The organism is Mesobacillus sp. S13, assembly GCF_020422885.1.
Taxonomy (GTDB): Bacteria; Bacillota; Bacilli; order Bacillales; family Cytobacillaceae; genus Mesobacillus; species Mesobacillus selenatarsenatis_A.
Map to the genome: position 1 here is coordinate 1,430,918 of NZ_CP084622.1, position 21,731 is coordinate 1,452,648.

At 42.2% G+C, this 21,731-nt stretch carries 24 protein-coding genes and 1 pseudogene; 18 read left to right on the top strand and 7 right to left on the bottom strand.

All coding sequences use genetic code 11. The features are described 5' to 3' along the window. Nucleotides 1-753: 753 nt before the first annotated feature. The 4 genes from LGO15_RS07140 to LGO15_RS07155 form a co-directional block, all read right to left on the bottom strand. Entirely contained in the window at nt 754-1,635 is an 882-nt protein-coding gene (locus tag LGO15_RS07140) for a ClpXP adapter SpxH family protein (protein ID WP_167833812.1), read from the bottom strand. Then, nucleotides 1,632-2,033 carry a globin domain-containing protein gene (locus tag LGO15_RS07145; RefSeq protein WP_167833811.1) on the bottom strand — a complete coding sequence of 134 codons (402 nt, stop codon included), beginning with the start codon at nt 2,031-2,033 and terminating at the stop codon, nt 1,632-1,634. Before LGO15_RS07145 ends, LGO15_RS07140 begins: the two co-directional genes overlap by 4 nt. A 325-nt stretch (nt 2,034-2,358) precedes the next feature. Further along, nucleotides 2,359-2,997, bottom strand: a complete 639-nt coding sequence (locus LGO15_RS07150) for a lytic transglycosylase domain-containing protein (RefSeq protein WP_167833834.1) — start codon at nt 2,995-2,997, stop codon at nt 2,359-2,361. A gap of 20 nt (nt 2,998-3,017) precedes the next feature. Further along, nucleotides 3,018-3,605, bottom strand: coding sequence for a CYTH domain-containing protein (locus LGO15_RS07155; protein ID WP_167833810.1), 588 nt, complete (start codon nt 3,603-3,605; stop codon nt 3,018-3,020). Nucleotides 3,606-3,723: 118 nt separating this feature from the next. Here LGO15_RS07155 and LGO15_RS07160 point away from each other — a divergent pair, with 118 nt between their 5' ends. From LGO15_RS07160 to LGO15_RS07180, 5 genes and pseudogenes are all read left to right on the top strand, one after another. Beyond that, nucleotides 3,724-4,104 (top strand): UPF0738 family protein, encoded by a 381-nt coding sequence (locus LGO15_RS07160; RefSeq protein WP_167833809.1) that lies wholly within the window; start codon nt 3,724-3,726, stop codon nt 4,102-4,104. Between the two features lie 34 nt (nt 4,105-4,138). After that, on the top strand, nt 4,139-4,777 hold the full coding sequence (locus LGO15_RS07165; protein WP_167833808.1) for a GTP diphosphokinase: 639 nt from the start codon (nt 4,139-4,141) through the stop codon (nt 4,775-4,777). A gap of 31 nt (nt 4,778-4,808) precedes the next feature. Continuing rightward, the gene (locus LGO15_RS07170) at nt 4,809-5,609 is read left to right on the top strand and encodes an NAD kinase (RefSeq protein ID WP_167833807.1); all 801 of its coding nucleotides are present in this window, start codon (nt 4,809-4,811) and stop codon (nt 5,607-5,609) included. Between the two features lie 427 nt (nt 5,610-6,036). Continuing rightward, nucleotides 6,037-6,942, top strand: a complete 906-nt coding sequence (locus LGO15_RS07175; RefSeq protein WP_226087182.1) for an RluA family pseudouridine synthase — start codon at nt 6,037-6,039, stop codon at nt 6,940-6,942. A gap of 717 nt (nt 6,943-7,659) precedes the next feature. Further along, nucleotides 7,660-8,193 (top strand): annotated as a pseudogene (locus tag LGO15_RS07180) (CAP domain-containing protein); the annotation flags it as partial. A 52-nt stretch (nt 8,194-8,245) separates the two neighbouring features. Here LGO15_RS07180 and prpE read toward each other — a convergent pair. Beyond that, the gene (prpE, locus tag LGO15_RS07185; protein ID WP_226087183.1) at nt 8,246-8,986 is read right to left on the bottom strand and encodes a bis(5'-nucleosyl)-tetraphosphatase PrpE; all 741 of its coding nucleotides are present in this window, start codon (nt 8,984-8,986) and stop codon (nt 8,246-8,248) included. A 270-nt stretch (nt 8,987-9,256) separates the two neighbouring features. Here prpE and mgtE point away from each other — a divergent pair, with 270 nt between their 5' ends. From mgtE to LGO15_RS07205, 4 genes are all read left to right on the top strand, one after another. Beyond that, nucleotides 9,257-10,579: a magnesium transporter gene (gene mgtE / locus LGO15_RS07190; protein ID WP_226087842.1), complete on the top strand. Its 1,323-nt coding sequence runs from the start codon at nt 9,257-9,259 to the stop codon at nt 10,577-10,579. A 45-nt stretch (nt 10,580-10,624) separates the two neighbouring features. Then, nucleotides 10,625-12,487, top strand: a complete 1,863-nt coding sequence (locus LGO15_RS07195; protein ID WP_226087184.1) for a monovalent cation:proton antiporter family protein — start codon at nt 10,625-10,627, stop codon at nt 12,485-12,487. A gap of 111 nt (nt 12,488-12,598) precedes the next feature. Beyond that, nucleotides 12,599-13,366 carry an enoyl-ACP reductase FabI gene (gene fabI, locus LGO15_RS07200; protein WP_167833802.1) on the top strand — a complete coding sequence of 256 codons (768 nt, stop codon included), beginning with the start codon at nt 12,599-12,601 and terminating at the stop codon, nt 13,364-13,366. A gap of 122 nt (nt 13,367-13,488) precedes the next feature. Further along, nucleotides 13,489-13,950: a spore coat CotO family protein gene (locus LGO15_RS07205; protein ID WP_226087185.1), complete on the top strand. Its 462-nt coding sequence runs from the start codon at nt 13,489-13,491 to the stop codon at nt 13,948-13,950. A 48-nt stretch (nt 13,951-13,998) separates the two neighbouring features. Here LGO15_RS07205 and LGO15_RS07210 read toward each other — a convergent pair whose 3' ends face one another. Beyond that, nucleotides 13,999-14,520: a CotY/CotZ family spore coat protein gene (locus LGO15_RS07210; RefSeq protein ID WP_167833800.1), complete on the bottom strand. Its 522-nt coding sequence runs from the start codon at nt 14,518-14,520 to the stop codon at nt 13,999-14,001. A 203-nt stretch (nt 14,521-14,723) separates the two neighbouring features. Between LGO15_RS07210 and LGO15_RS07215 the strand changes: the two genes are divergently transcribed. The 9 genes from LGO15_RS07215 to LGO15_RS07250 all read left to right on the top strand — a co-directional run bounded on the left by LGO15_RS07215 (nt 14,724) and on the right by LGO15_RS07250 (nt 19,267). Beyond that, on the top strand, nt 14,724-15,068 hold the full coding sequence (locus LGO15_RS07215) for a DUF1360 domain-containing protein (RefSeq protein ID WP_226087186.1): 345 nt from the start codon (nt 14,724-14,726) through the stop codon (nt 15,066-15,068). 90 nt (nt 15,069-15,158) lie between these two features. Then, nucleotides 15,159-15,281, top strand: coding sequence for a hypothetical protein (locus LGO15_RS24150; RefSeq protein WP_264163911.1), 123 nt, complete (start codon nt 15,159-15,161; stop codon nt 15,279-15,281). A 257-nt stretch (nt 15,282-15,538) separates the two neighbouring features. After that, nucleotides 15,539-16,027 carry a YhcN/YlaJ family sporulation lipoprotein gene (locus LGO15_RS07220; RefSeq protein WP_226087187.1) on the top strand — a complete coding sequence of 163 codons (489 nt, stop codon included), beginning with the start codon at nt 15,539-15,541 and terminating at the stop codon, nt 16,025-16,027. Between the two features lie 15 nt (nt 16,028-16,042). After that, nucleotides 16,043-16,522 (top strand): stage V sporulation protein AC, encoded by a 480-nt coding sequence (gene spoVAC, locus LGO15_RS07225; protein ID WP_167833798.1) that lies wholly within the window; start codon nt 16,043-16,045, stop codon nt 16,520-16,522. After that, nucleotides 16,523-17,536: a stage V sporulation protein AD gene (spoVAD, locus tag LGO15_RS07230; RefSeq protein ID WP_226087188.1), complete on the top strand. Its 1,014-nt coding sequence runs from the start codon at nt 16,523-16,525 to the stop codon at nt 17,534-17,536. A 15-nt stretch (nt 17,537-17,551) separates the two neighbouring features. Further along, nucleotides 17,552-17,908, top strand: a complete 357-nt coding sequence (gene spoVAE, locus LGO15_RS07235; RefSeq protein ID WP_167833796.1) for a stage V sporulation protein AE — start codon at nt 17,552-17,554, stop codon at nt 17,906-17,908. Nucleotides 17,909-17,931: 23 nt separating this feature from the next. Then, nucleotides 17,932-18,648 (top strand): DUF421 domain-containing protein, encoded by a 717-nt coding sequence (locus LGO15_RS07240; protein ID WP_226087189.1) that lies wholly within the window; start codon nt 17,932-17,934, stop codon nt 18,646-18,648. Nucleotides 18,649-18,742: 94 nt separating this feature from the next. After that, nucleotides 18,743-18,877, top strand: coding sequence for a YjcZ family sporulation protein (locus tag LGO15_RS07245; RefSeq protein ID WP_167833794.1), 135 nt, complete (start codon nt 18,743-18,745; stop codon nt 18,875-18,877). A 135-nt stretch (nt 18,878-19,012) separates the two neighbouring features. Further along, nucleotides 19,013-19,267, top strand: coding sequence for a sporulation-specific transcription regulator SpoVIF (locus LGO15_RS07250; protein ID WP_023615234.1), 255 nt, complete (start codon nt 19,013-19,015; stop codon nt 19,265-19,267). 29 nt (nt 19,268-19,296) lie between these two features. Here the strand turns inward: LGO15_RS07250 and LGO15_RS07255 are convergent, their stop codons facing one another. Further along, entirely contained in the window at nt 19,297-21,615 is a 2,319-nt protein-coding gene (locus LGO15_RS07255; protein WP_226087190.1) for a UvrD-helicase domain-containing protein, read from the bottom strand. Nucleotides 21,616-21,731: the final 116 nt, after the last annotated feature.

Sequence of the window (21,731 nt, forward strand, 5' to 3'; positions counted from 1 at the left end):
GAAGGCAGATAGTTAAAAACCTTTGAACTTTTTACGGTTATTTAAATATATCAGTAAAATAAATAAAGACAGAAACAAGATAGGGGAAGTTAGATAAATGGGTAAGAGATGCATTAATCCAAGTATATGAAGAACAAATGAAAAAAGTATGAACAGAGCCATAAAAGAAAGTCCTAGTTTATCCAATTTAATCACTCCGAATCACTTTATATTTCATTTATATGCTTACCTTCGGGCATTCATGAACTGTATTTGACAATATTGTGAAATAACACACAAGGATATTGTGATAAGGAGCAGGGATATGATATATTTATGGCGTGAAGTTGATCACAAGCAAACATTTACCCCTTTGTTTGACCGTGAAAAATTTCTCCCATCCCCTTTGTTCGTATAAAATAGAGAAGAGGCCTTGCAGTTGGAGAGCTGCAAGGCCTTTTTCTGTGCAAATCCTGTGAATCTAGGTAAAGGGGGAAATATATATACACCAATTTGGAGCCGTACATCCGCGTTTTGTTGTATAACCGTTCACTACTTACAACATATCAGCGGATTTTTAAATATATCGACCACATTACGAATTATATCAGCGGATTTTTGAATATATCGACCACATTACGAATTATATCAGCGGATTTATAAATATATCGACCACATTCCAGATTAATCGACCCAACCATCTTTCCTTGAGCAATTCCCAAACAAAAGGAAAGCCTATACAAGCTTAATTAAAAAAACCGTGCAAATGCACGGTCATCCTTCTTGGTAGCGCCAGAACACCCCATATTTAGCAGGGATTTGTTCGACTCGTTGTTTTAGCATTAATTTTTTCAATTCCTTCTCGGCCTGTTGGACGGTCATGTCATAGACAACTGCTACTTCCTTCGAGGCGACCATCTTATATTGCTTCAGAAATTGTTCAAGCATCGGCGGCTGTGCACGCTCTGGCTTTTCCTGAAGCATTTCTTCAAGAATCTGTACGTACACCTCATAAGGGTAGAGACCAGTAATCTTGATTCCCTCTTCCTCGACATTAGCATTAAAAAAGACGAAAGTCGGGATTTCCTGGACATCCATTTCATTCGTTATTTTTAAATCGCACTGAAATGCTTTTGCAGCGGTTTCAGAATGAATGTCGGTGACAAATTCCTCTACGTCTAAACCGACGCTTCTAGCGCAATTTTTTAACACCTCGAAGTTAGATACATTCTGTTTTTCAAGAAAAAGGACCTCCTGAAGCTTACGCAGGAATCGAATGCCTTTCTTTCTCCCCTGAAGTTCAGCTGACTTTATCGCAATCGAAGCTAAATATGGGGATGACACGGGGTTTTCAAACCACAGAGATCCGTCACAGGACATACCCGTTCTGCTAGCTGTTTTTTCCCAAAGATCAGCAATCGTTTCATAGCGTTTTTTCCTGCTCATGTTCAGGGTGGCCAGTTTGCCGCTTAATACATGACGAATGGAAAAATACCTGCCATATTCGATTTGAAGTTTCTTGATGATAGGTTCAAGTGCCCAGCACTCTGGACAGAGCGGGTCGACAAATATATAGATTTCAATAGGTTTTTTATCCAGGCTGTGGCAAAACTCTGATGGGTCATAGCTTAAAAGGTTTTCCCGACTCAGTTTCATAGGTTATCACCAGTTTCATCGTCTGGTGTATTAATCATATGCTGGGCGGTCAGGTAAAGTCTTGCGTAAAAGTCCTCCCTCACAGGTCCTTCAAGTCCTACGTCATCCATGGCTTCCGTCATGCAGGCGAGCCAGGCTGTCGCTCTGGTCGGCGTAATTTCGAACGGTAAATGGCGTGCACGGAGCATGGGGTGCCCATGTTCATTGGTATATAAGGGTGGTCCTCCTAAATATTGAGTTAAGAACTGCTTTTGCTTTCGAGCAGTTTCCGTTAAATCATCAGGGAATATAGGAGCAAGATCAGGATGCATTCCAACTCGGTGGTAAAAAGCATCGACCAGCCGGTGAAGTGTCCTTTCGCCAATGGCTTCGAATGGTAAGGTCTTATTCTCAACCATATTGATAACTCCTTTAAAATAGATTTTGAAATTTCATTCAGCTTTGATAGTTATGCTATTTATTGTAGCAATGCTAAATTTATATCTCAAACAAATCGTCTTGAATTCTGTAAAAACTGCTTTATTTATTGAATATATAAATCCTTTTGAACGGGGAATGGCTTTCGGCTCCAGAGCCTAGACAGTTTTCATCCCACGTTATAGCCGGGCGCTCGTCGGGGCTGACCAAGGCGCTTCCGCTTTTTTAATAATGTACACAAAAAAGCCGCCTGTTACCACTGACAGGCGGTTTAAAAATTCGGGAATATTATCCTTTTAAGAAGGCTTAGCCGTAAAAAACATCTTTGACTTTTTGAACATAGTTTTGCGTCTCTTTGAATGGCGGGATTCCGCCATATTTATCTACATTTCCGGGTCCGGCATTATAGGCTGCAAGTGCAAGCTCCAGATTATTATCATACCTGTCGAGCATCTGACGAAGATATTTACTTCCAGCAATTATATTTTCCGCTGGATCAAATACATTTTTAACTCCAAGACCCCTGGCTGTCGCAGGCATTAGTTGCATCAGTCCTGAAGCACCGGCATGGCTGATGGCATTTGGATTGAAATTCGATTCCTTTTGAATGACGGATTTAATGAGCTTGGCTGGAATATTGAACATAGAAGCAGCCTGATCAATTATTCCGTCGAAATCCGCTGTGGTTTTGCCTGCCACCTTAGTCAGTTGGAATGGAGGAAGCATCTGTGCAATGTTCTGTTTTGGGAAGTTGTTAACCGCAGTTTGAGCATTGTCAAATAACTCTTCCAACCTAGTGGCTGTAGAACCAAGGGAGTCGCTTTGATTCATAAGGATGCCGGAAAGCATTTCTTGGAAAAGTCCGTTTCCTGATTGGTTGGTTGGCTGGTTGAAGTTTTGGAGCGCCTGCAATTCAAGCATGACTTTTAACTGGTTAACATTCATCATATTTCTCCTGCCTGGTTCTATTCTTGTAAAAGATTATATTTTTTAGCGTAAAATCTTTTAATTTTATTATCGGTCGGTCTCAGTGGTATTTGTAGTTCTTCCAGTAATTTAGAGAAAACCTTATATCCTTCAGGTTCATTCGTCACTTCATATTCTAGCTCAAAATCTTCTGTATTTAAATAGTAACTATGGTCCAAAACAATTAATCCACCTTTGTACTCAACTTCTGCCCGGACGGTTGTCAGCGATCCGAAGTAGTTCAGGGAATTTATGTTTTGCATTAGTTTTGAAACTGCGTGTTTTACTTCACCTTCCGGGAGTTGCCCAGAGGACAAAGCCTTCTGAGCTTGGCTGGCCGTCAACATCTGGTTTGTTTCCAGCAATCCTTGTTCAGCTGGCTGCTTTAATGTCAATTCAAAACTTGATCCTTTTTCTCTGATCCTTAAGGCAGAACCTTTGTCCTTCAAGGCGAATGTGTTTGTATCAAAATAATGGTTGGTTTGTTTTTTGAATTGCTCTGGCTCTATATAGAAGTGTATCCTAAGTAATTGGAATTCATCTTGAGTCAGCATGTTCTTGAATTCTATTTCGATATTCTGGCTCACATTTCTCCGCCCTTTCCAGTATGTTGTCCTTATTATCTCTTTAAATCGGGTATGCTTCAATCCTTAGTAGAAAATGGTTCGTTATGATAAAATAAAAAAGATTATGGAGGTTGAAGAAATGAGCCAAAGAATTTTAATTACCGACGCGAAAATTGAAAATAATGAATTACATCTCTCCGCGAACATAGAGACTGACCTTGCGGCTTTTGCTCCAACAGGGCAAATGCTCGTCGATTCCGATCAATTATCATTTGTTTATATTGTTGATCAAGAGGAAGGATACCGATACGTCACCATTCCTGAAGGCACATGGAGTGTTATTCAGAATGGTATCCAGGCAGGACTTGAAACGTTTTTAACGAATAAAAACGGAAAACTAAAACTGGATGGCTTCCAAAGTGAAATGGAATATCTGATTGAGAATATAACCGGAAACAGCAATTACGGAGAGGAAATGGTCGCGAAAGTGGAACAGGTATTTGCCGCACCTTCGGCATAGTCTTTCGTGAATAGAACCGGATGAGGTGACTGAAGTGAAACACTGGGATCAATTTTTAGAACCCTATAAGCATGCTGTTGAAGAATTGAAGGTAAAGCTTAAGGGAATCAGGAGCCAGTATGAGCTCCATTCCGACCATTCCCCGATTGAATTCGTCACGGGAAGGGTAAAGCCTATTGCAAGCATACTCGATAAAGCCCATCAAAAAGGAATTTCACTGGATAAGCTTGACTCAGAAATGCAGGATATTGCTGGCCTGAGAATCATGTGCCAGTTTGTGGATGATATCAAGACAGTTGTGGAACTACTGAGAAGCCGGAATGATTTTGAGATAGTAGAAGAAAGGGATTACATCTCAAATAAAAAAACGAGCGGCTACCGCTCTTATCATGTGGTAATCCGCTATCCTGTCCAGACGATCCGAGGCGAAAGAAAGATCCTGGCAGAAATCCAAATCAGGACATTAGCGATGAATTTCTGGGCGACAGTAGAGCATTCGCTTAATTATAAATATAAGGGGCTTTTTCCGGAAGATATAAAGATCAGGCTGCAGCGTGCAGCAGAGGCCGCTTTCCGGCTCGATGAAGAAATGTCGACCATCCGAGGGGAAATTCAGGATGCGCAAGCATTTTTTACACGAAAAAAAGAAATGCAGCAGGATGGGAAGAAATAGTTAAAATCCGAAATGCAGGGGTGTTTGATACATGAAATTTGCGATCACTTCAAAAGGGGATTCCCGGTCCAATACGTTGATGCACAAAATGAAAACGTATCTTTTGGACTTTGATCTACAATATGATGAGGACCAGCCGGATATTTGCATCTCGGTAGGAGGGGATGGCACTCTTTTATATGCCTTCCATCGATATAGCAGCAGGCTGGACAAAACAGCATTCATTGGAGTACATACCGGGCACTTGGGCTTTTATGCCGATTGGGTCCCTGAAGAAATCGAAAAACTTGTCATCGCCGTGGCCAAAACGCCATACCAGGTGATTGAATACCCATTGCTGGAGGTTATCATCAGGTACCAGCATGGCGGGAGGGAAACAAGGTATCTAGCCCTGAATGAATCAACCGTCAAATCTGTTGAAGGCACCCTGGTCATGGATGTTGAAATCAGAGGGCAGCATTTTGAACGCTTCCGTGGTGACGGGTTATGCGTATCCACACCTTCAGGAAGTACAGCCTACAATAAAGCTTTGGGCGGAGCCATCCTGCATCCTTCATTAAGGGCAATCCAGGTTGCCGAAATGGCCTCCATCAATAACCGTGTATTCCGGACAGTGGGATCACCGCTGATTCTTCCTGATCACCATACCTGTACATTAAAACCAGTGAATAGACCAGATTTCCAGGTAACGGTTGACCATTTGACACTTCTGCATAAAGACGTGAAATCGATTCAATTTCGCGTAGCAGATGAGAAAATCCGCTTCGCCCGTTTCCGCCCGTTCCCATTCTGGAAAAGGGTGCATGATTCCTTTATCTCTGATAGTGATTAGAGCTTTTTGAGATAGGGACCCTAATTGGACGTTAAAAACCGGGGGTTTATAGACTTTTCAAGGTTGTTGACGGTCCGAAATGTCTAAGAAGTAGGTTTTTATGGACATTTGGAGATTGGTGACGGTCTAAAATGTCTAAGAAGTAGTGTTTTATAGACATTTCAAGGTAGTTGGACGTCCAAAATGTCTAAGAAGTAGTGTTTTATAGACATTTCGAGATTGATGAACTTCCAAAATGTCTAAGAAGTAGTGTTTTATAGACATTTCAAGGTTGATGAACTCCCAAAATGTCTAAGAACCTCCTTTTGAATAACGTATAGAGATAGCTAAGCAACTCCGATTTTGGAGGAAGGTTTCAGAGCTGTTTTATCAATAAAGTAATCAAGCAAGTCAGTACTAATGAATGTAAACGACAGGAGCCGCTGATATGGCAAAAAACTTCACACTTGAATTCACAGCCGCAAAAGCTGATCAGGGGAAGATGTTAAGGGAATACCTCAAAGAGAAGGAAATTTCAAAATCTGCTCTGACAGACATCAAGTTCAAGGGTGGATTTATTTCGGTGAATGGCCAAGAAGTGACTGTCAGGTATATTTTGCAATCCACTGATGTTGTCAAAATTGTATTCCCTCCCGAAATCCCATCAGAAGGGATGAAGGGGGAGGAACTACCGCTTTCAATTGTATATGAGGATGAATACTTGCTGGTAATCAACAAACCTCCGGGGATGAATACGATTCCTTCCAGGGAACATCCGATCGGCAGCCTAGCGAGCGGACTGATCGGATATTATGAGAGAAATGGTATTTCCGCTACGACTCATATTGTTACCAGGCTTGACAGGGACACTTCCGGACTCGTTCTGATTGCCAAACATAGTCATGTTCATCATTTATTCAGTAAGCAGCAGCGTTCGGGTGGTGTGAAACGGACATATGAAGCTTTTGCTGTAGGGGATGTTGTAAAGGATGAAGGGATGATTGAAGCGCCAATCGCAAGAAAGCCAGACAGCATCATTGAACGGGTTGTGCATCCAGAAGGACAATATGCCTGTACTTTGTTTGAGGTAATCAAACGATATCGAGAGTTCACTCATATGAACATCAGGCTAAAAACAGGCAGAACCCATCAAATCAGGGTGCATATGAGTTACCTTGGCCATCCGCTGATAGGTGATACTTTGTATGGCGGTAACAAAGACTTAATGCAAAGGCAAGCATTGCATTGCAGGGAACTTACCTTTATCCACCCGTTTTTACATAAACCAATGCATTTTACAGCAAATCTTCCCAACGATATGGAAGAAGTGCTTAATGAAGGCAAGTCGTGCTAAACACGATTTGCCTTTTTACATTTCTCTCAAATATTTCATCAGATATTTCCGTGAAAAAAATCAAATCATAAGGAAGTAATGAATGATATATGAAGGAGGAAACACCACTTGAACATATATAAACATGGAAAAGTAATGGCAGTATCCGCTGTCATGTTATTAGGGCTTGCAGCATGCAACAACAATGATGAAGCGATGGATTTACGTGACAACAGAATGACCACCCTGGGGAATAACCAGGAAAGCTATTGGGATAACGATGCAAATAGAATTAAGCAGCAAAGGCGAAGAGCAGAAGTCAATACAGCAAAAAGAAATACAAATGATCAAAAGCTTAATCAAAAAGGCGGAAATGCAACGAGTGAAATCATGCAAACGCCTGATGGATTTATTACGATAGACCCGAACTCTTATAGTACGGGCATACCGAGCTCTAATTTTCCACACACACAAATGAATGGACAAGGCAGACTGACGTTAACAGAAGGGCAACGAGCTGATCTGGATAAAATGCTGGCCGAATTGCAGCGCCGTACAGGTGTTGAACTCCCTCAATTGAATAGGGGAGGAATTCCTGCACCAAAACAAGGAGCAGCACCGACACCACAAGAAAGGGCAATACCAGCTCCTGGACAAGGAGCAGCACCGGCACCACAGGAAAGGGCAACTCCAGCCCCTGAACAAGAAGCAGCACCGGCACCACAGGAAAGGGCAACTCCAGCCCCTGAACAAGAAGCAGCACCGGCACCACAGGAAAGAGCAACTCCAGCCCCTGAACAAGCAGCACCGGCACCACAGGAAAGAACAGCACCAACTCCGCAAGAGGAAGCTGCACCGGCGCCAGAGCAAAAAGCAACACCTTCTGGTACCGAGCTAAGTGCGTTTGAAGCAAAAGTCATTGACCTGACCAACGAACAGCGCAGAAAAAATGGTTTGCCAAATCTGCAGCCCGATACAGCATTAAGCAATGTAGCACAGGAAAAATCCAATGATATGCAGGCAAAGAATTATTTTTCACATACGAGTCCTACTTATGGTTCACCGTTCGATATGATGAGGGACTTTGGGGTATCATACAACTCAGCTGGTGAGAACATCGCGATGGGCCAGCAGAGTGCAGAAGAAGTCGTGAACGCATGGATGAATAGTGAAGGCCACAGGAAAAATATTTTAAGTCCTAACTACACGCATATTGGCGTTGGGCATACAACACAGGGGAACTACTGGACACAAATGTTTATTGGAAAATAAAGCTGAAAAAGCTAACCATCGTATGTATGGTTAGCTTTTTCAATACGGGGTATTATTTTATCTCCCTGAATTTTTCCGGAACAAATGGCAGGGTGGAGGGAACGGATACGAGTTCCATCTTTGGATACCGCAAGGCTGTCAAATTACCGCCAAAAACAGCTCCTGTATCGATATTATAAGTATTATTGAGAATTCTTGGCTCTCTAACGGGTGTATGCCCATAAACAACGGCTGCTTTTCCTTGATAGTTCTTTGCCCAATCACGGCGGACAGGAGTCCCATCCGGATTGCTTTGCCCTGTGATGTCGCCATAGAGGACAAATGTTTTTACTTTAGAGTTATTTTTCCCTATATAATCTTCACGGATCCCCGCGTGTGCTATCACAAGGCGCCCCTGGTCGAGGACATGGTATAAAGGTGCAGATTCATATAACCTGAGGAATTTTTCACGGAAATCATTCTTCATCTCTGGATTCATCGACATATATTCCGAAACAGTTGTCTCAAGTCCATGAGTCGTCTGGACTTTATTTCCTAACAGGTAGCGGTACAATTTATTGCAATGGTTTCCGGGAACATAAAAAGCAGATTTTTTATTTACAACTAAATCCCATACCAGCTTTGCAGTTTTTATGGATTCCGGTCCGCGGTCAGTCAGATCACCGACAAAAGCAAGTTGACGGCCATCAGGATGAACAGGAAGGCCAGTGCTCCAGTTGTATCCCATTTTTTTAGTGAGTTCTTCAAATTCAACAAAACAGCCATGGATATCCCCAATTATATCGAGGTTCATATGGATTCCTCCTTAATTGTTCGTCTTCACCTTCGGAAAAAAAGACAATTTTACTTCAAAAAAGGGAATGTTAAGAAAAAAGACATACTAAATAATCCTGCATCTCACATATGTTGCCCAATTAATTTTAAATGAAAAAGAGTAGATAAAAGACAAAGAATTTAATAAATGCTAGTATAATGAAATGTACATAAAGGAAAGGGGGTAAGGTGTATGTCTGAAGAACGTCAAGAATCAGCATCTAGACAGCAAATCAATACTGAACTGCTGATGGAAGCACTTTACTCTGAAAAAATTGATGATTTCCGTGCGGAATTTTTAGACTTGCATCCATATGACCAGGCCGAATTTTTCAGTGAGCTTGATGATGAGGATCGTGCGAAAGTATATATTTTCCTTTCACCAGAAGAGATGGCCGACCTATTCGAGAACCTGGAAGCCGATGAAGAAGATTTTAAAGATGTGTTGGCCCAGATGAATCCTAATTACGCGGCTGATATGCTTTCAAATATGTATGCGGATGACGCAGTAGATGTATTGAATGAACTTGATAAAGATCAGGTTGCCAGTTATTTGACGATTATGGACGAAGAGGCAGCACAGGAAATCAAGGACTTGCTGCATTATGAAGAATACACAGCCGGAAGTATCATGACAACAGAATTCATTGCGATCTCTGCCAACCAGACGGTGAGATCAGCCATGTATATCCTGAAAAAAGAAGCGCCTCAAGCTGAGACGATTTATTATATTTTTGTTATTGATGAAGATAAAAGGCTGGCTGGTGTTATATCTTTGAGAGACCTGATTGTGGCGGATGATGAAACGATGATTGCAGAGGTCATGAATGATCGCGTTGTATCCGTGTCTGTTGGAGAGGATCAGGAGGAAGTCGCCCGGATGATGAGAGATTATAATTTCCTTGCTCTTCCTGTCGTGGACTTCCAAAATCATCTTCTAGGAATCATAACGGTTGATGACATCATCGACGTAATGGAAGAAGAGGCTTCTGATGATTACTCAAAGCTGGCAGGTATCGCGGATCTTGATACCGTAGACCGAAATCCGTTAACCGCTGCCAAGAAACGTCTGCCATGGCTCATCATTTTGCTTTTTTTGGGCATGTTCACGGCAAGCTTGATTGGTAGATTTGAGGATACTTTGGATAAGGTAGCTATTTTGGCAGTTTTCATTCCGCTTATCGCCGGTATGGCGGGGAATACTGGAACCCAGGCACTGGCTGTAGCTGTAAGGGGAATTGCAACGGGGGACCTTGATAAAGAGAGCAAATGGAACATTATCCTGAGAGAAGCGGGAACTGGATTCATTACTGGAGCCGTTTGTGGTATCCTTGTCACATTTATTGTGTATTTCTGGAAAGGTGAATTATTCCTCGGAGCGTTAGTCGGCATTTCCATCTTCATTACGCTGATCATTGCAACGCTGGCAGGGTCGCTGGTTCCGCTGCTCATGCACAGGTTGAAAATCGACCCTGCTGTCGCATCAGGTCCTTTTATCACCACAATCAACGATATCATCAGTATCTTGATTTATTTTGGAATTGCTACTGCTTTCATGAGCTATCTTACTTAATATCTGAAATTATAATGAATCTTACTTAACAAAGGAGGGAAGTGGATGGAACATCATGCTTCGATTACCTCACTCGTAATCGTCATAATTGTTGCATTTTTAACACCAATTTTATTGCACAGGTTAAAATTGAACTTCATACCAGTAGTCGTTGCCGAAATCATCATGGGCTTGATCATCGGTAAAAGCGGATTTAATATCGTCCATGAAGATGCATGGCTTAGCACCCTTTCAACGCTGGGGTTCTTGTTCCTGATGTTCTTGAGCGGACTTGAGATTGACTTCACCGCATTTTCCGGCAATAAAAAAAATAAAAGCAGGAAAGCTAATGAGCAAAAAGAGCCAAATACGTTCGTGCTAGCCACAATCATCTTCATTGGCATCTTTATAGCCTCATTAGGATTATCGTATTTATTCGTCCTTGCAGGCTTTATCGAAAATGTCTTCTTAATGACATTGATCATTTCGACAATTTCACTAGGAGTCGTGGTACCTACCTTGAAGGATGCGCATCTGATGAAAACCAATATTGGTCAGACAATCCTATTGGTGGCAGTTATTGCCGACCTGGTAACGATGATCCTGCTCGCTGTCTTTGTCTCTCTTTATGATGGAGGGGAAGGAAATACGTGGCTTCTGCTTGTCCTGTTTGCGGCGGGTGTCGGGCTGTATTTTATCGGAAGAAGTTTCAAAAACCGAACCTTCATAAATGCTCTTTCGACAGGAACAACACAGATTGGCACACGTGCCGTTTTCGCCCTGATAATTTTACTGGTTGCGATCTCTGAAACGGTAGGAGCCGAAAATATCCTGGGAGCATTCCTTGCAGGTGTCCTTGTGTCCCTGCTCGCACCTGATCAGGAAATGGTCCATAAGCTTGATTCTTTTGGCTATGGCTTCTTGATTCCAATCTTCTTCGTAATGGTTGGCGTGGATCTTGATGTCTGGTCATTGTTCAGTGACAAAAAGCTTTTATTATTAATTCCGTTATTGCTTTTGGCGCTGTTCTTGTCAAAATTAGTCCCGGTCTATTTGCTGAAAAAATGGTATGACACGAAAACAGTCCTTGCAGCTGGTTTCCTGTTGACATCTACATTGTCGCTTGTCATAGCGGCGGCAACAATTGGTGAAAGAATGGAAATGATTACACCGGAGATGAGCGGAACACTGATTCTTGTAGCAGTCATCTCCAGCGTTCTGGCACCGATTTTATTCAAAAAGCTGTTCCCGCAGGAAAAGAATGAGGAAGTTAAAGTCAAGGTGGTATTCATTGGTGCCAATCAGATGACACTTCCTGTTTCACGCGCTTTGCAATCTTCTCTGTATGAACCAGTTCTTTATCATACAAAACAGGAAAAAGCGGATAAACAAATTGCGGATTCTGTTTTTGATATCATTGAGATGGAGAACTATGATATTGAAACACTTAAAAAACATGAAGTATTTGACGCGGATATCATTGTTATTTCCACAGGCGATCCTGACATGAACGCAACCATTGCTATGAGTGCGAAGGAGCATGGAGTAGAACGTGTCATCGCAAGAATTGAAATTCCGGATTTGGCAGAGAAAGCCCAGGGAGAGGGAGTTGAGGTATTCTCGGTCCTGCGTTCCTCTGAATCATTGCTGCGTGCCATGATTGAATCACCAGGGGTCATGACGATTCTGACCAATCAGGAAAATTCACTGCATGAAATCAGGATGCTGAATGATCACTTCGACGGTATGACGCTAAGGCGCTTTCCATTCACAGGCGATGTAATATTTGTTCGTATTTTGCGCGAGAACGAATCAATTGTCCCTCATGGAGATACCGAAATGAGGCTGAATGATCGCCTGATCGTAACAGGTTCCAAGGAATATGTCGATGAACTTAAACGTGAGCTTGAATTCTGTTTTTGGTGCTAATAGAAACTAAACCCGCCTTCCCGGCGGGTTTTTCTTTTCAAATGGAGAATTATAGTGTAGAATTAGCACTAGGTACTAATAACTTGTATTAACAGGGGGATAATTTTAAAAATGACTCTTTCACTGAACGGTAAAACATATGTAGTAATGGGTGTAGCCAATAAAAGAAGTATCGCCTGGGGTATTGCTCAATCTCTCCACAATGCCGGGGCAAATCTGATTTTTACTTATGCAGGAGAACGCCTTGAGAAAAGTGTGCGAGAACTTGCTGGTTCATTGGATGAGAACTATTTAGTATTGCCATGCGATGTTACGAGCGATGAAGATGTCGCGAAATGCTTCAGCGATGTTAAAAAAGCGGCAGGTACAATCGCAGGTGTTGCTCACTGCATCGCATTCGCGAACAAGGATGAACTAGTGGGCGACTATATGAATGTATCACGCGAAGGATTCCTGCTGGCACATAATATCAGTGCTTACTCATTGACTGCTGTAGCGAAGGAAGCGAAGGAACTGATGGCTGAAGGTGGAAGTATTGTTACATTAACTTACCTTGGCGGCGAACGCGCAATTCCGAACTATAATGTCATGGGTGTCGCAAAAGCATCTCTTGATGCAAGTGTCCGCTACCTTGCCGCAGATTTAGGAAAGAATAATATCCGAGTAAACTCGATTTCAGCAGGACCAATCCGTACCCTGTCTGCTAAAGGGGTAAGCGACTTCAATTCAATTTTGAGAGAAATTGAAGAGAAAGCTCCGCTTCGCCGCAATACGACTCCTGAAGAAGTAGGCGACACAGCGGTATTCCTGTTCAGCGACATGTCACGAGGAATTACCGGCGAGAATATCCATGTCGATTCAGGGTTCCATATCCTATAATTAATTTAAGTCCGCCAAATTGTGCGGGCTTTTTTTTATCGAACAATTCAGTAATTGATTCTGGCACCTATCATAGGCTACCGCATACATATAGGGTGAGCGAAGTTTTGGAGGTGCCGTATATGGGGAGAAAACGAAGTCGTAAGCAATCTCCTTTGTTTTACATTAATCAGCCAAATATTGACCTGCCGCAACCTGACATGCAAAGGAATTTTTCTCTTAAGAATAGTGAAGTGATGTCAGAGGATCAATTGTCCGAAAATACTTTAGAGAGTACAAATGTTGAGATAGAACCAGACGAAAATGCTGGTGAAGAGATTTATCATGAGCCAGAAAGCCAGGATGCACCAAAAAAGAGAAATTTCAATGAATATACACTTGAAGGAAAAATCAATCATTTAAAGCTTGTCCCGGCAACTGTTGCTAAGGTTAAATATGAGTTCATAACCATAGAAAGATCATATAAGGGTTATTTTTTGGAAATGAAAGGGGACGTACTGATTATACATTCGATCAGCCCGAGAAAGAAAAGTGTAAGCATCCTTAAAGAGGATTTAGTCGATATTAAGAGGGTTGGGTTATAAAAATAGGCTTACCCAATAAGGTAAGCCTGATTTTTCTGTTTGCCGTTCTTAGTCACTTCCAGGTAGGCTTGAAAGTGGTGACGCAGCTACAGGGTCTAGGCAGGTAACAGCGCAGAAGCAATCCAAGTCAACAGTGATGCAGATACCAGTTCTGAAGAATTCATTTCTTGCTCCTCCAGTTTGGATTTGCTGACATGGTGTGTCGAAACCTTCTCCTTGATCACCGCGTGTTGCCAACAACTCAATTTTCGCACAGCAGTTGTCGTCCACTGAAGTAACACGGAAGAAGAATGATCTGAAGCAATCGAGTCTTTGTGGACCTCCTCCATTTGTACGGATTCTAGTTCCAAATCCTTCGAATGGTACACAGTCACCGCAATAAAGAATTAGAGGGATTGTATCTAAATCCGTCGTTGGAGTTTGAGCGCCTGCAAGTAATTCCTGGATAGACTTGTGGCAGCTGACATCGCAATCATTGTCTACATCCACTTCATCTTGAGCATCTGCTACTGCTCTAAGAACCTCGCAAACACAGCTGTCGCTATCATGTTTCTTTCCTTTGCAACCCATAACAAGTTCATCTCCTTTTAGTTGATATGACCTATTGTCCTTAATAGAATATGAATCGCCTCTCTAATGGTGTGGGTGTTTGTCTAATTTTCATCAGGATTCCTATAAAAAATGATGACAGGAGCGGTCAGGCACAAGCCTATACATAGGGGTTTGCCTCACATAAACTGTAGAATCTAGAATTAATACTGGTGGTGAAGTGGATGGATAATTGGATGGATCTATTCCTTCTTGTATTTGCAAGCTTCCGTTTGACCAGGCTGATCGTCTACGATACAATCACTGAATTTATTCGGGAACCATTTCATGATACGGTGGTTGAGACCCAGGAGGATGGCAGCACGGAAACATATATTGAAATAAAAGGAGAAGGGCTGAGGTATTGGATCGGCGAGCTGTTAAGCTGCCATTGGTGCACAGGTATTTGGTCGACAGCAGTACTGTATGCTGGCTACGTTTTACTGCCGCAGCTATCAATGCCTGTCATCATAGTGCTGGCGATTGCCGGAATCGCATCGGTAATCCAGCATCATTTCATTAAAGACTGATAAAGATAAATTAGTGAGTACGTCCAGAACCCCTTTGAAACCTTGTTCATAAACTGTCATATGGACTCTTTAAAAAAGGGGTTGTAGTAAATGGAAGAAGAACAAAAAGCTCAAAGCAGCAACGATTCAAAGATTTCCAAGAAAAATGTGTCAGCCCGCCGTGTGCGGAAAAAACGTGGCTGTGGTTGTGGGAAAAAGAAAAAACAATCGTAAACGAAGCGTCTGCCTAATATTCTGGCAGGCGTTTTTTTATGAAGATTTTGCTGATTGAGCATTCTATAAAAAAGGTGTCGAGCTTAAGCTTATGAATACTTTTTCGAAAGTCCATTAACGCGAGACAATTTGTTCTGTAATGGGTCATATCAAGTGTTTACATTACTTGGAAATAAAACCTGTGCTGAAAAATTCATAAATTGGGTTTTTAACGTGGAAAATAATTTTATCAGATGAACCATAGGAAGGGATTTAGGATGAATATGAAACAGGCAGTAAATATTTTGGCAATATTAATCATGCTCGGAGCCGGAACAGCTGGCTGTTCTTCTTTCGGAAAAACCTCACCAGAGAGCAGAGCATCCATGATTCAATCAATTAATCCTGACCCAGGAGCGACAAATGATCTGGATGAGAAGAATCTCGAGCTGGCTAAAAAGGTTAAGAAAGATATTGCGGCACTAGATGCTATATATGATGTGGCCGTCATTGCAGGGAAAAAAGAAGTATTAGTCGCATACAAGGTCAAGCATATGAAGAGATTTGGCATGAAGCAGATCGAGAAAGAAATCAATAAGAAGTTAGAAAAAAACTATCCTGATGAAGATTTCATTGTATCCAGCGACTATAAAATTTTTATTGAGGCTGTCGAGCTTCGGGAGAGAATGAAGGATCCGTCCTTTCCGGATAAGAAAGCAGAGGAGCAATTGCAGCGGATTATTTCGTTGAAAAAAGAATTAACATAAGAAAGGATGGGTGTGATGGGGGATAAAAAAAAGCAAAAAATGACACCAGAGCAGCAGCAATATCAGCAGTTGGAACAAAAACATGAAATTAAACGCCCAGTTGTAAAAAATTGCATTAAAGCATTTCTGGTTGGTGGATTGATTTGTACAATTGGCCAAGCAATTACCTATTTTTATATCTACTTTTTTAATTTCACCGAACAAACAGCCGGAAATCCGACAGTTGCGACAATGATCTTCCTTTCCATGCTGTTGACCGGTTTTGGTGTATATGACCATATTGGACAATTTGCAGGAGCGGGCAGTGCTGTACCGGTAACTGGCTTCGGGAACTCCGTTATCTCGGCAGCGATTGAACACCGTACTGAAGGATTTGTCCTTGGTGTCGGTGGAAATATGTTTAAACTGGCAGGGTCAGTCATCCTGTTTGGTGTCTTTGCTGCTTTTGTCGTAGCACTGGTAAAAACTTTGCTGACCATGATGGGGGTGCTGTAAATGTTGGTTGGAAAGCAGTCATGGCAATTTTCGAACCGGCCTGTCATCGAATCATGGGGCTCATCAGGAGGGCCGTTTGAAGCAGAGGGGAAACTCGCTGCAGACTTTGATGTCCTTCATGATGATTTGTGGATGGGGGAAGAATCATACGAGAAGGCTCATAGAGTTCTACTTGAAGAGGCAATCAAATCAGCGTTGCAGAAGGGGAATTTCAACAAAGAGGACATGCAATTCATGATGGCAGGGGATTTGATCAATCAAATTACACCGACCAGTTTTGCGGCAAGAACGATGGCAATTCCTTATTTTGGCCTTTTTGGCGCTTGCTCTACCTCAATGGAGGGTCTTGCACTGGCATCGTTTATCGTCAACTACCAAGGAGCAAAGAAGGTTGTAACAGGTGCTTCAAGCCACAATTCAGCTGCAGAAAAGCAATTCCGCTATCCTACAGAATATGGCGGGCAAAAACCCCCGACTGCCCAGTGGACCGTAACTGGAGCAGGAGCGGCAGTTATAACAGACAGTTCGGATAAACAAGGAAAAATTGTTACGACTTCCGCCACAATCGGTAAAGTAGTGGATATGGGGATTTCTGATCCATTTAATATGGGTGGTGCAATGGCACCTGCAGCCGCGGATACGATCATTGCCCACTTTAAGGATTTAGCTCGGGAACCATCTTATTATGATTTGGTCGTGACGGGGGATCTTGGAAGGATAGGACAAGCTGCTACCTACGACCTATTACAGCAGTCTGGACTTGAGATAAATAAGGAACAATTTCAGGATTGCGGCCTGATGATTTATAACGAAGACCAGCCGGTTCAATCTGGAGGGAGCGGGGCAGGGTGTTCTGCATCCGTATTATATGGACATTTACTTAACCAGATGAATAGTGGGGTATATAAGAGAATCCTTGTTGTTGCAACAGGAGCCCTTTTATCACCACTGTCATTCCAGCAAAAAGAAACAATACCCTGCATTGCCCACGCTGTTTCAATTGAACTGAACTAGAAAGGAGGAATCGCTTTGCTACCAATGTTTTTCTGGGCATTTGTTGTCGGAGGCTTAATCTGTGTATTCGGCCAATTGATGTTTGATATTGTAAAATTAACACCAGGACACACGATGAGCCTGCTCGTGGTGATTGGGGCTGTCCTTGATGGTTTTGGATTATATGAGCCCTTGATTGATTTTGCAGGAGCGGGTGCTACGATTCCAATCACAAGCTTTGGCAATTCGCTCGTACACGGAGCGCTCCAAGAAGCAGAGCAGCACGGGCTCGTTGGGGTCCTGACAGGAATGTTTGAGATCACCAGTTCAGGTATCTCTGCTGCTGTTATCTTTGGCTTTATCGGCGCACTTATTTTTAAACCAAAAGGTTGATTTTTGGCACAAGGGATGATTAAATGCCGGATATTCTTAGAACAATCATACGTTCCATTATGCTTATCATTGGCTTATTCATCATCACAAAGCTTCTTGGGAAAAAGCAGCTATCGAGTCTGTCATTTTTCGAATACATTGTAGGGATCACGGTGGGCGATATTGCCGGTACATTATCGATGGATCCTGACTTGAGCTTAAGGGATGGGATTGCCAGCTTGGTTGTCTGGTCATTCGTTCCCTTGGCGATTTCAACAATTTCCTTAAGGAGCAGAGTGTTTCGCAGGATAGTGGAGGGGAAATCAACGACCTTCATCGAAAATGGAAATATTATAGAGGAAAATATGCGGAAAGAAAGATACAGTATTGACGAGCTGCTGGAGCAACTCCGCAAGAAAAGTGTATTCAAAGTGGCTGATGTTGAATTTGCATCTCTTGATTCGAACGGTGAATTGAGTGTTTTATTGAAAAAAGCAAAACAGCCGGTAAAATACGAAGACCTTGCAACTGAATGGGAAGAAGAATCGGCTACGGTTCCTGTTTTGATAGACGGTAAAATCATTGAGGAAAACCTTAGTCGAACTGGGCTGGATTGTAATGGATTGAAAGCAAAAATCCAGGATAATGGATATCAATTACATCAGGTTTTTTATGCAGAAGTGGACATAAAAGGAGAGCTTAATGTAGATCTATATGATGAATACATATCCAGCCATTTTCCGGATTTTGATCATATTTGACCACAGTTTCATAAATGGGTGGGGGCTCGCCCATACAAAATCCCCAAACCTCACATATATTGCTATTGAGTAATAAAAAGTGAGGTGAAGAAGAATGGGCTACGGTTATGGTGGCTTTTGCGGCGGCGGCTACGGATACGGCGGTGGCGGTTATTACGGTTCCACTTTCGTATTGATCGTCGTGTTGTTCATTTTGTTGATTATTGTAGGAGCAAGCTTCTACAACTAAGAGTAAAGAAGAAAAGCTGTTCCATTCGGGACAGCTTTTTTCTGCATGGACTTATGCTCATATTACGAAGCTCCCTTTCACCTTTTTTTGCTTCCTTCATACTATAGAGTAGTTAAAGAAGGAGGCGTGATTTATATGGATAATAATTTCTTCAAGAATATAGAAAAAAAGACTGGCGTAAATATGAATGATGTATTTGAGCTAGCGAATTCATTACAAAATGCGAACTTTAAAGATGAGCAAACAGTAAGAGGCGTGATCCGACGTGTGTCAAAAATGGCTAACAAACCTGTAAGTAAAGAAATGGAAGATAAGATTGTGGAATCCATTGTCAAGGATGGAAAGCAGCTTGACTTTGGGCAAATTTCCAAAATGATCAACAAGAAGTGATTTTCTTGAATGCCAAATCAGGACCTGAGTTAAATTCCCAGGTCCTGATTTGGCATTTTTCGTTTTATGTTGGACAAGAAACGGGATGGGTTGGCTTTCCTTCCTCGTCTCTTTTGGGGAACGGATAAGAACAGGTTTTTCTCTGCCCTTGTCACTGCTACATAGAGTAGACGACGTTCTTCTTCAAGGGGCAGCTGGTCTCCATTACGATACGCATCCAAAGCGTAATCATGTGGAATGCTGCCGTCAACTGTTCCAATAATATAGACAGTTCCATATTCCAGCCCCTTTGAACGATGGATGGTGCTGAGAGTGATGGCGTCAGTAAGCTTTTTGCTGCTTCGTTTAATTTCGGCGTTCATGGCTGTCATGTGTTCAGCATGATCAAGGAATTCTCCAATGGTTTTAAAATTGCGCGCAGCCACCCTTAAATCCCGGATATCATCAGAGCCCTTTTCAAGCTGATTGCCTTCATTCCCACGCTTTTTGATGAAGTCCTGATAACCCAGATCTTTTTCAACTATATCTATTGCCGCAATGGGGGATAGCGAAGACAGAGAGCGGACAATTGGGATAAGTCTTTTTAGTTTCTGTTCCTGGAAGGCAAAACCGGTTTTTACATAGGTGAGCGCTTCAAGCATGGAACAATCGTTCAGGATACTATTTGCCTGTAAATCACGGAAAATCGACTGCTTCAAAAATAAGGATGGAAGAATATTTTTAATCGCCTCCGGGTCATCTGGGTTCATGCTAAGTCGAAGGAATGCCAGCATTCCTTTTGCGATGAAACGCTCATAAAATGATTCAATATCCTGATCAAGCCGGAATGGCAAGCTTGAAGTTGCAAGCCTCTCGAAAACGGAGCGGCTTGCTGCATTCGTCCTGAACAGGATAGCAAAATCACCGGGGCGTTCCCCTTGTTCGATCCGTTCTTTTATGTCTGTCAAAATCATCGTCGCTTCTTCTTCTTCATCATACGGATGGAAGATGACCGGAGAACACTCTCCGGAAAACTGGGCCCGCATTTCTTTTTCATGGCGAGTGAGATTGGCTGATATTAACGTGTTAGCTGTCTCGACAATCTCATGCGGCGAACGGTAGTTTTGGTTCAAGATGATTAGTTTGGTATTCTGGAAGTCTGTTTTGAACTTGAACAGATAGGCAGGATCACTACCCCGGAATGAGTAGATTGATTGGTCGTCATCGCCGACAGCGCAAACATTCCCGTGCTTCGTAGATAGCATTTTCATCAGTTCGTACTGAACTTTATTAATATCCTGAAACTCATCAATTAAAAAATGGTGAAAACGATTTTGATAGTTTTGCAGTATATCGGGCTTGTCCCTGAAAAGCTGATAACAGCCGAGAAGCATATCATCAAAGTCGAATAAACTTTGCCTCTCTTTAGCTGTTTCATAGTCTTTATACAGCAAAGCGACCTTTTCTTCCCAAGGGGATTCAGCTTTAACCTGATGCGGCATGATCATCGTATTTTTCCACAAACCGATTTGCTGTAGTGCTAAATCATAGGCAAACTCTTTTTCATCAAGCTGAAGCTTCCTCCCAGCTTCCTTAAGAATTTGTTCCCGTTGCCACTCTTTTTTCATCAGTTTGTCAGATGACCATTTTTCACGCTCGTGAAAACAAAGGATTCGATAGAAGATGCTATGGAAGGTGCCGGCGATCAGCTGATTGACCTTAGCAGGCGACATTCCCGGATAATCGGCAATCCGTTTCTTCATCTCAGCTGCAGCCTTCGCGGTGAAGGTAACAAGCATGATTGAACTAGGGTCAATTTTCTTTTCTTCAATCATGAAGGCGGTTCTCGCGGTCAGCACTCTTGTCTTTCCACTCCCGGCACCTGCCAAGATCAATAATGGCCCCTCTGTTGAAACAACAGCTTTTTCCTGGTTGCCATCAAAATGGACCCCAGCTTCTTTTAACTGTTTTAAATAGTTTAACTTTACCCCTGGCTTCACCGGTGGGAGGGGAGTAAAAGTTGATGGAATCTTAACTTCACGAGGATAGAGGAATTTTTCTTCTCTTTCCGCTTCAGCTGTAATGGAACGGGACTTCGGAATACGGAATCCGTTTCGTTCGGTATATTCTGTTTCCTCGGTAGACTGAAGGGCTGGGAAGGATTCATTCTGATCGATACAGCCTTCCTTTGCTGAAAGGTGATGGTAGAAGTGAGGCTTTTCTTTAATACCTAAATAAAGACGTACAGGTTCTCCGCATACACTACATGTGAGCATCCCTTTTTTACCATCATCATAAAGCTTTTGGTAATCCTCACGGTTATAGTGTTCAAGGCATATGATTTGTTGATTATACTTGGCTGTTTTCATGTTTTCCCTCATCTCCGACCAAAAATAGCACAATCTTTATCATATCAGAATAAGATTTTTAACAAAAGGTGTTTTCTGAACCCTTTACCACTTTGTATTTCATTATGGATTCAAAG

Coding starts and splice junctions, on each gene's coding strand:
- mgtE (WP_226087842.1), top strand. CDS start 9,257: ATGGAAGCACTTTACTCTGAAAAAATTGATGATTTCCGTGCGGAATTT.
- LGO15_RS07215 (WP_226087186.1), top strand. CDS start 14,724: ATGGATAATTGGATGGATCTATTCCTTCTTGTATTTGCAAGCTTCCGT.
- LGO15_RS07205 (WP_226087185.1), top strand. CDS start 13,489: ATGGGGAGAAAACGAAGTCGTAAGCAATCTCCTTTGTTTTACATTAAT.
- LGO15_RS07220 (WP_226087187.1), top strand. CDS start 15,539: ATGAATATGAAACAGGCAGTAAATATTTTGGCAATATTAATCATGCTC.
- LGO15_RS07150 (WP_167833834.1), bottom strand. CDS start 2,997: ATGAATGTTAACCAGTTAAAAGTCATGCTTGAATTGCAGGCGCTCCAA.
- LGO15_RS07240 (WP_226087189.1), top strand. CDS start 17,932: ATGCCGGATATTCTTAGAACAATCATACGTTCCATTATGCTTATCATT.
- prpE (WP_226087183.1), bottom strand. CDS start 8,986: ATGAACCTCGATATAATTGGGGATATCCATGGCTGTTTTGTTGAATTT.
- fabI (WP_167833802.1), top strand. CDS start 12,599: ATGACTCTTTCACTGAACGGTAAAACATATGTAGTAATGGGTGTAGCC.
- LGO15_RS07170 (WP_167833807.1), top strand. CDS start 4,809: ATGAAATTTGCGATCACTTCAAAAGGGGATTCCCGGTCCAATACGTTG.
- LGO15_RS07140 (WP_167833812.1), bottom strand. CDS start 1,635: ATGAAACTGAGTCGGGAAAACCTTTTAAGCTATGACCCATCAGAGTTT.
- LGO15_RS07245 (WP_167833794.1), top strand. CDS start 18,743: ATGGGCTACGGTTATGGTGGCTTTTGCGGCGGCGGCTACGGATACGGC.
- LGO15_RS07175 (WP_226087182.1), top strand. CDS start 6,037: ATGGCAAAAAACTTCACACTTGAATTCACAGCCGCAAAAGCTGATCAG.
- LGO15_RS07210 (WP_167833800.1), bottom strand. CDS start 14,520: ATGGGTTGCAAAGGAAAGAAACATGATAGCGACAGCTGTGTTTGCGAG.
- spoVAC (WP_167833798.1), top strand. CDS start 16,043: ATGGGGGATAAAAAAAAGCAAAAAATGACACCAGAGCAGCAGCAATAT.
- LGO15_RS07195 (WP_226087184.1), top strand. CDS start 10,625: ATGGAACATCATGCTTCGATTACCTCACTCGTAATCGTCATAATTGTT.
- LGO15_RS07145 (WP_167833811.1), bottom strand. CDS start 2,033: ATGGTTGAGAATAAGACCTTACCATTCGAAGCCATTGGCGAAAGGACA.
- spoVAD (WP_226087188.1), top strand. CDS start 16,523: ATGTTGGTTGGAAAGCAGTCATGGCAATTTTCGAACCGGCCTGTCATC.
- LGO15_RS24150 (WP_264163911.1), top strand. CDS start 15,159: ATGGAAGAAGAACAAAAAGCTCAAAGCAGCAACGATTCAAAGATTTCC.
- LGO15_RS07250 (WP_023615234.1), top strand. CDS start 19,013: ATGGATAATAATTTCTTCAAGAATATAGAAAAAAAGACTGGCGTAAAT.
- LGO15_RS07255 (WP_226087190.1), bottom strand. CDS start 21,615: ATGAAAACAGCCAAGTATAATCAACAAATCATATGCCTTGAACACTAT.
- LGO15_RS07160 (WP_167833809.1), top strand. CDS start 3,724: ATGAGCCAAAGAATTTTAATTACCGACGCGAAAATTGAAAATAATGAA.